Source organism: Mycobacterium sp. E2989, assembly GCF_001667595.1.
GTDB lineage: Bacteria > Actinomycetota > Actinomycetes > Mycobacteriales > Mycobacteriaceae > Mycobacterium.
This window is the reverse complement of sequence record NZ_LZJX01000038.1, coordinates 1-616: the sequence shown is the minus strand read 5'-3', so window position 1 is coordinate 616 and position 616 is coordinate 1. Positions and strand designations below refer to the sequence as shown.

General features: G+C 71.4%; 1 protein-coding gene and 1 pseudogene. Both read right to left on the bottom strand.

Annotated features, from left to right (window positions below):
- Positions 1 to 428: pseudogene (locus A5680_RS08005) on the bottom strand (hypothetical protein); the annotation flags it as partial.
- Positions 425 to 616: hypothetical protein (locus A5680_RS08000; RefSeq protein ID WP_156675034.1), on the bottom strand; the 192-nt coding region annotated here is incomplete at its 5' end. The gene A5680_RS08000 and the pseudogene A5680_RS08005, both read right to left, overlap by 4 nt.

Genomic DNA, 616 nt, shown 5'->3' with positions numbered 1-616 from the left:
TAACGGGTCTGCGGGGTGCCGCTGCCGTCGGTCTCGACCCAGCTCGACTTGTACGGAAACTTGCCCTGGCTCAACAACTCCGCGCCATAGAGCGGGACGGTGTCGGAGTAACACAACTCGTAGTACGCGCGCTGGTTGTCCCAGTTGGCGACCCGTTGATCGGCCGTTCCGGTGCCGGTGCTCTGCAGGCAGGCCGCCTTGGTCGACCAGCCGAGCGCCAAGAACACCAGGCCGATCAAGAACATCACCCGCAGCGGGGTCATCACCCGGGCGCGCCCGATCAGCGCGTGCCTGCCCACCGGCCCCCCGACGACTTCCGCCAGCGCGGCACCCAACGCGTCGGTGCGGCTCGGGCAATCGCGATTGTCGACGCTACGCAGATCGCCGGCCAGCCGCTGCGGAGAAATGCGCTGCTCGGCCTCGGTCACGGCGGCGGTTGCGGCGCGGGAGCTTGGGGGCCGCCCGGCGGGACGCCCGGCTCGAGGCCGCCTGGCCCGCCTTGGCCACCCGGCCCGCCTCCACCCGGGCTGGGCGGCGCGTTCGTGATGGTGGTGGGCGGGCCGACGGGGATCGTGATGCCCGGCGCCACCTCGATGGTGGGCTGGATGACGGTCAC